Source organism: Streptomyces ureilyticus (genome assembly GCF_011045025.1).
In the GTDB taxonomy this organism is placed as follows: Bacteria; Actinomycetota; Actinomycetes; order Streptomycetales; family Streptomycetaceae; genus Streptomyces; species Streptomyces ureilyticus.
In genome coordinates this window covers 1-6,143 of record NZ_JAAKZX010000344.1, presented here as the reverse complement: position 1 = coordinate 6,143, position 6,143 = coordinate 1, and the positions used below count along the sequence as shown (strand labels likewise).

The following is a 6,143-nucleotide window of genomic DNA, read 5'->3' as shown; positions in this document are numbered from 1 at the left end:
GCACAGCGGCAGCACGATCTGCCACAGCATCCGGAACTCGCCGACGCCGTCGATCCGCGCGGCCTCCTCGATCTCCGTCGGTATCTCCCGCATGAACTCGGCCAGCAGTGGCGGCGTCTTCGCCAACGCGCTGCTGGAGGAACAGTGCACGGCGCTGCTGACCGACAAGGGCTTCGCAGTCCTGCGCTAGGCGCGGTGGTACGTACGGCTCGGACCGTGCGGCCACGGCACGCGTGGGCGCACAGCGCAGGGAGCCGATCGAGGACGACTGGCCCGACATCTGGCGGGACTCGACCACCCGGCGAGCCGCCTGGCAGCCCGACGTCGGCGTGGACACCCCGACATCCGCCTCATCCACACCTTCACCCGAGCACGCCACGCCGTCGGACGACCGGCCCTCCGCAGCGGACGTCCGCCCCGCGCCCTCCGAACCCACCCCCAAGGCGGCCAAGCAACGCTCCAAACGGCGGCCCCGAGGCAGCGCCCGCTTCGCCGGGCTGGAAGCGGACCCCGGTGCCAGCGCCGTACCGGACATGGCCGCGCCCGCCGCCACGGACCGCAGCCCGCGCGGGGTCCGTTACGCGGGGGTCGCCGAGGAAGCGGAACCTCGGCCGTCGGCGCAAAGCCAGCCGGCCGGGCGGCGCGAGGCGTTGGACGACGAGGCGCGGCGGGCCACGGTCGAGACCGTCGAGCGGCTCGTCCGGTTGCGGCGTGAAGGCCACAGCGGAGAGGCACACGCCCTGCTGGCCGAAGCCGCGTACTGGCCCGCGGCCCGGCTTCCCCTCCTCGCCGCCGAGCTGCACCGCGCGGGCCTGGGGGCGGACTGGGCCACGCTGCTGTGGGAGGCGGTGTCGTTGCCGGCCGACCGGCTGGTCGCCGCGGCCGATGCGTTGGCGGCGGCCGGGCGTATGGCGGACGGTCGGCAGATGCTGCGGCAGGGGGTTGCGCGGCCCGCGTCGGAGGTCGGTGACGCGGTGCTGGCGCTTGTCGCGGAGGGGCGCGATCGTGAGGTCCGCGCGCTCCTCGACGCATACGTGCGCGTCCGTACGCCCGAGGAAGCGGCCCGCAGCGCGGCCCCCGACCCGGCGCGCCTCGCGCCGCTCCTGCTGTCGGCGGCCAGGGCCGTCTCGGAGGAGCGCCACTGGGACTTGGTCCACGCGCTGCGCGTAGCCGGCTACACGGGTTGACCCCTGGCGGTCCGGCGCCTCCGGGGGTGGCGGGCTCGGTCCGAACCCGCCCCGCCCAACCGCCGGAGGCAACCCCCACCGGAGTGGGAAACATGATCGACTCCACCGGTTAACGCCGATGGTCTTGCCCAGCGCAGCGCCTCCGCTTACTTTCGGGGCTCCAGCGTCTACGGGCGTAGAGACGCAGGGCGCAGCCGCTGACGCCCGGTCGACCGGTCGAAGGAGCAAGCTCATGGCCAACGTCGTACGTGCCGCCCTGGTCCAGGCCACCTGGACCGGCGACACCGCATCCATGGTCGCCAAGCACGAGGAACACGCCCGCGAAGCGGCCCGCCAGGGCGCGAAGGTCATCGGATTCCAGGAAGTCTTCAACGCGCCGTACTTCTGCCAGGTGCAGGACCCGGAACACTACAAGTGGGCCGAGCCGGTACCGGACGGCCCGACCGTGACTCGTATGCAAGAGCTCGCGCGCGAAACCGGCATGGTCATCGTCGTCCCGGTCTTCGAGGTCGAACAGTCCGGCTTCTACTTCAACACCGCCGCCGTGATCGACGCCGACGGCACCTTCCTCGGCAAGTACCGCAAGCACCACATCCCGCAGGTCAAGGGCTTCTGGGAGAAGTACTACTTCAAACCGGGCAACATGGGCTGGCCCGTCTTCGACACGGCCGTCGGCAAGGTCGGCGTCTACATCTGCTACGACCGCCACTTCCCGGAGGGCTGGCGGCAACTCGGTCTCAATGGCGCCCAGTTGGTCTACAACCCCTCCGCCACCTCCCGTGGCCTGTCCGCCTACCTCTGGCAGCTGGAGCAGCCCGCCGCCGCCGTCGCCAACGAGTACTTCATCGCCGCGATCAACCGCGTCGGCCAGGAGGAGTACGGGGAAAACGACTTCTACGGGACGAGTTACTTCGTCGACCCCCGCGGGCAGTTCGTCGGCGAGACCGCTAGCGACAAGACGGAGGAGCTTGTCGTACGCGACCTCGACTTCGACCTGATCGAAGAGGTGCGGCAGCAATGGGCCTTCTACCGGGACCGCCGCCCCGACGCCTACGAGGGACTGGTGCAGCCATGAGTGACCTGGACCTGTTCGCCCGCCACAAGGCAGTCCTCCCTGACTGGCTCGCCCTCTACTACGCCGATCCCCTCGAGATCACCCATGGCGAGGGCCGCCACGTCTGGGACGCCGCCGGGAAGAAGTACCTCGACTTCTTCGGCGGGATTCTGACCACCATGACCGCGCACGCGCTCCCCGAGGTGACGAAGGCCGTCAGCGAGCAGGCCGGGCGGATCGTCCACACCTCGACCCTCTACCTCGACCGGCCGATGGTCGAACTCGCCGAGCGCGTCGCCCAGTTGTCCGGCATTCCGGACGCCCGCGTCTTCTTCACGACGTCCGGCACGGAGGCCAACGACACCGCGCTGCTGCTCGCGACCACGTATCGGCAGAGCAACCAGATCCTGGCGATGCGCAACAGCTACCACGGCCGTTCGTTCAGCGCGGTCGGCATCACCGGCAACAAGGGCTGGTCACCGACCAGCCTCTCGCCCCTCCAGACGCTGTACGTCCACGGCGGCGTCCGCACCCGCGGCCCGTACGCGCATTTGGACGACGCCGAGTTCATCGCGGCCTGCGTCGCCGACCTGGAGGACCTGCTCGGCCATGTCCGCGCGCCCGCGGCCCTGATCGCCGAGCCCATTCAGGGCGTCGGCGGCTTCACCGCACCGCCGGACGGACTGTACGCGGCCTTCCGTGAGGTGCTCCAGGAGCGCGGCATCCTGTGGATCGCCGACGAGGTGCAGACCGGCTGGGGCCGGACCGGCGACCACTTCTGGGGCTGGCAGGCCCACGGCGCCTCGGGACCGCCGGACATGCTGACCTTCGCCAAGGGCATCGGCAACGGTATGTCGATCGGCGGTGTCGTCGCCCGGGCCGACGTCATGAACTGCCTCGACTCCAACTCCATTTCGACCTTCGGCGGCTCTCCGGTCACGATGGCCGCCGGGAACGCCAACCTCACGTACCTCCTCGAACACGACCTCCAGGGCAACGCCCGCCGCGTCGGCGGCATGCTCATCGAGCGGCTGCGGGCCGTCGCCGCGCAGCATCCGGGCGTACGTGAGATCCGTGGCCGCGGGCTGATGATCGGCGTCGAGCTGGTGAAGCCCGGCACCGACGAGGCCGACCCGGACGCGGCCGCCGCCGTACTCGAAGCGGCCCGCGAGGAAGGCCTGCTGATCGGCAAGGGCGGCGGCCACAACACCAGCGTCCTGCGCGTCGCCCCACCGCTCTCGCTCACCGTCGCGGAGGCCGAAGAGGGCGCCGCGATCCTCGAGCGGGCGCTGCGGAGCGCCGCGTAGGGCATCGGTGACGGTCGTCCCGGCGCCGTCGATCCGGACGGCGCCGGGCGCAGCCGTACGTCATCAGCACCCACCACCGCAGGTAGCAGGAGAGGGACCATGAGCAGTCGTACCGTCATCCGCGGTGGCCTCGTCATCACCGCGTCCGACGAGATCCACGCCGACGTCCTGATCGAGGACGGCCGTATCGCCGCCCTCGCCGCCTCCGGCACCACGGCCGCCGAGGCCTGGACCGCCGAGCGCACCATCGACGCCACCGGGAAGTACGTGATCCCGGGCGGCGTCGACGCCCATACGCACATGGAGCTGCCGTTCGGCGGCACCTTCGCCGCCGACACCTTCGAGACCGGTACCCGGGCCGCGGCCTGGGGCGGCACCACGACGATCGTCGACTTCGCCGTGCAGACCGTGGGCCGCTCGCTGCGCGAGGGCCTGGACGCCTGGAACGCCAAGGCCGACGGCAACTGCGCCATCGACTACGGCTTCCACATGATCGTCTCCGACGTCAATCCGGAGACCCTCAAGGAGATGGACCTGCTGGTGGAGGAGGGCGTCACCTCCTTCAAGCAGTTCATGGCCTACCCCGGCGTCTTCTACAGCGACGACGGCCAGATCCTGCGCGCCATGCAGCGCTCCGCCGAGAACGGCGGGCTGATCATGATGCACGCCGAGAACGGCATCGCGATCGACGTCCTCGTCGAGCAGGCGCTGGCGCGAGGAGAGACCGATCCCAGGTACCACGGCGAGGTCCGGAAGGCGCTCCTCGAAGCCGAGGCCACCCACCGCGCCATCAAGCTCGCGCAGGTCGCGGGCGCCCCGTTGTACGTCGTGCATGTCTCGGCGATGGAGGCAGTCGCCGAGCTGGCACGGGCGCGCGACGAGGGCCTGAACGTCTTCGGCGAGACCTGCCCGCAGTATCTGTTCCTGTCCACGGACAACCTCGCGGAGCCGGACTTCGAGGGCTCCAAGTACGTGTGCTCCACCCCGCTGCGCCCCAAGGAGCATCAGAAGTACCTGTGGCGGGGCCTCAGGACGAACGATCTGCAGGTCGTCTCCACCGACCACTGCCCCTTCTGTTTCGTCGGCCAGAAGGAGCTCGGCCGCGGTGACTTCTCCAAGATCCCCAACGGTCTGCCGGGCGTCGAGAACCGTATGGACCTGCTCCACCAGGCCGTCGTCGACGGGCACATCACCCGACGCCGCTGGATCGAGATCGCCTGCGCCACTCCGGCCCGGATGTTCGGCCTGTACCCGAAGAAGGGGACGATCGCGCCGGGCGCCGACGCGGACGTCGTCATCTACGACCCGGGGGCCGAGCAGGTCATGTCCGCCGAGACGCATCACATGAACGTCGACTACTCGGCGTACGAGGGCAAGAGCGTCACCGGCCGCGTCGAGACGGTCCTCTCGCGGGGCGAACTCGTCATCACCGAGCGGGAGTTCACCGGACGTGCCGGTCACGGCGTCTACACCCCCCGCTCCACCTGTCAGTACCTCAACTAGGAGCGGCGCCCATGGACTTCGGACTGGTCCTGCAGACCGACCCCCCTGCCTCCCGCGTCATCAGCCTGATGAAGCGGGCCGAGCGCAACGGCTTCACGTACGGCTGGACCTTCGACTCCGCCGTGCTGTGGCAGGAGCCGTTCGTGATCTACAGCCAGATCCTGTCGAACACGTCGAAGCTGAAGGTCGGCCCGATGGTCACCAACCCGGGCACCCGCACCTGGGAGGTCACCGCCTCGACCTTCGCCACGCTCAACGACATGTTCGGCAACCGCACGATCTGCGGTATCGGCCGCGGTGACTCCGCGATGCGGGTCGCGGGCCGCAAGCCCAACACCCTGGCCCGTATCAGCGAGGCCATGAAGGTGATCCGGGCGCTGGGCAGCGGTGAGGAGGCCGACCTCGGCGGCGGCACCGTCATCAGGTTCCCGTGGATCAAGCCCGGAGCCGAACTCCCGGTCTGGATGGCCGCGTACGGTCCGAAGGCCCTGAAGATGACCGGAGAGGAGGCCGACGGCTTCATCCTCCAGCTGGCTGATCTGTATCTGACCGAGTACATGGTGAAGGCGGTCAAGGACGCGGCCGTCGCGGCCGGTCGTGACCCGTCCGACGTCAAGATCTGCGTGGCCGCCCCGGCGTACGTCACCGAGGACGACTCGCCGGAGGCGCTCGCGCACGCGCGTGAGCAGTGCCGCTGGTTCGGCGGGATGGTCGGCAACCATGTCGCGGACCTGGTGTCCAAGTACGGATCCGACGGCGCCGTGGTTCCGGAGACGCTCACCGACTACATCAAGGCACGCGAGGGGTACGACTACTCGCACCACGGGCGCAGCGGCAACCCGGACACCCAGTTCGTGCCGGACGAGATCGTCGACCGGTTCTGTCTGATCGGCCCGGTCGAGAAGCACATCGAGAAGCTGAACGCGCTGTGTGAGCTGGGCGTCGACCAGTTCGCCGTGTACGACATGCACGACGCGCAGGAGGCCGTGATCGACGCGTACGGCCAGCAGGTCATCCCCGCGCTGAACTCCTGACCGGACCGCCGACTTCTGACGCGCGGTACCACCACCCCTCCTCCCCACGACCCCCCAC

6 protein-coding genes are annotated in these 6,143 nt (G+C 69.7%); 5 read left to right on the top strand and 1 reads right to left on the bottom strand.

The window, feature by feature from the left end:
* On the bottom strand, positions 1-93 hold a 93-nt coding region (locus G6048_RS46120), incomplete at its 3' end, for an ABC transporter permease subunit (protein WP_408056243.1).
* Between the two features lie 140 nt (positions 94-233).
* Here G6048_RS46120 and G6048_RS46115 point away from each other — a divergent pair.
* The 5 genes from G6048_RS46115 to G6048_RS46095 all read left to right on the top strand — a co-directional run bounded on the left by G6048_RS46115 (position 234) and on the right by G6048_RS46095 (position 6,085).
* Complete coding sequence (locus G6048_RS46115) at positions 234-1,187, top strand: hypothetical protein (protein ID WP_408056242.1); 954 nt, start codon at positions 234-236, stop codon at positions 1,185-1,187.
* Positions 1,188-1,419: 232 nt separating this feature from the next.
* A complete protein-coding gene (locus G6048_RS46110) occupies positions 1,420-2,262 on the top strand; it encodes a nitrilase-related carbon-nitrogen hydrolase (protein WP_165345590.1) in 843 nt (280 codons plus the stop codon).
* The gene (locus G6048_RS46105; protein WP_165345589.1) at positions 2,259-3,548 is read left to right on the top strand and encodes an aspartate aminotransferase family protein; all 1,290 of its coding nucleotides are present in this window, start codon (positions 2,259-2,261) and stop codon (positions 3,546-3,548) included. Before G6048_RS46110 ends, G6048_RS46105 begins: the two co-directional genes overlap by 4 nt.
* 99 nt (positions 3,549-3,647) lie before the next feature.
* On the top strand, positions 3,648-5,051 hold the full coding sequence (gene hydA / locus G6048_RS46100) for a dihydropyrimidinase (RefSeq protein WP_165345588.1): 1,404 nt from the start codon (positions 3,648-3,650) through the stop codon (positions 5,049-5,051).
* An 11-nt stretch (positions 5,052-5,062) separates the two neighbouring features.
* Entirely contained in the window at positions 5,063-6,085 is a 1,023-nt protein-coding gene (locus G6048_RS46095; protein WP_165345587.1) for a TIGR03842 family LLM class F420-dependent oxidoreductase, read from the top strand.
* Positions 6,086-6,143 lie beyond the last annotated feature (58 nt).

Excerpts from the sequence above, each read along its gene's own strand:
- G6048_RS46105 (WP_165345589.1), top strand. The coding sequence starts at position 2,259 with ATGAGTGACCTGGACCTGTTCGCCCGCCACAAGGCAGTCCTCCCTGAC.
- G6048_RS46110 (WP_165345590.1), top strand. The coding sequence starts at position 1,420 with ATGGCCAACGTCGTACGTGCCGCCCTGGTCCAGGCCACCTGGACCGGC.
- G6048_RS46095 (WP_165345587.1), top strand. The coding sequence starts at position 5,063 with ATGGACTTCGGACTGGTCCTGCAGACCGACCCCCCTGCCTCCCGCGTC.
- hydA (WP_165345588.1), top strand. The coding sequence starts at position 3,648 with ATGAGCAGTCGTACCGTCATCCGCGGTGGCCTCGTCATCACCGCGTCC.